Origin of the sequence: Maritimibacter harenae, assembly GCF_009882975.1 — a bacterium.
Classification (GTDB): Bacteria; Pseudomonadota; Alphaproteobacteria; order Rhodobacterales; family Rhodobacteraceae; genus Maritimibacter; species Maritimibacter harenae.
This window is the reverse complement of record NZ_WTUX01000040.1, coordinates 1-276: the sequence shown is the minus strand read 5'-3', so window position 1 is coordinate 276 and position 276 is coordinate 1. Positions and strand designations below refer to the sequence as shown.

Below are 276 nucleotides of genomic sequence, written 5' to 3'. Positions count from 1 at the left end.
CATCGATCGTCCCGTTGCCGGCCCCGAAGGTGAACGTCCGGCCCGTGGACATGTCCGCCGTGGTCGCGAGCGTGCCGCCGTCCAGCGTCACTCCGCCAGAAGTCGCGCCGAGATTACCGTCCGAGGACACCGAGAGAGTGCCGCCCGTGACAGTCGTCCCGCCTGCGAAGGTGTTGCTCCCCGACAGGACCAGCGTGCCCTCACCCGACTTGGTGACACCGCCGGCGCCCGTCATCGTGCCGATGACCCCAAGGTTGGTCGCGCTCGCAACATCGA

At 68.5% G+C, this 276-nt stretch carries 1 protein-coding gene; it reads right to left on the bottom strand.

Features of this window, described 5'->3' with window-relative positions; genetic code table 11:
• A partial coding sequence (locus GQE99_RS20235) for an autotransporter-associated beta strand repeat-containing protein (protein ID WP_328794240.1) occupies positions 1–235 on the bottom strand: 235 nt, incomplete at its 3' end.
• Positions 236–276: the final 41 nt, after the last annotated feature.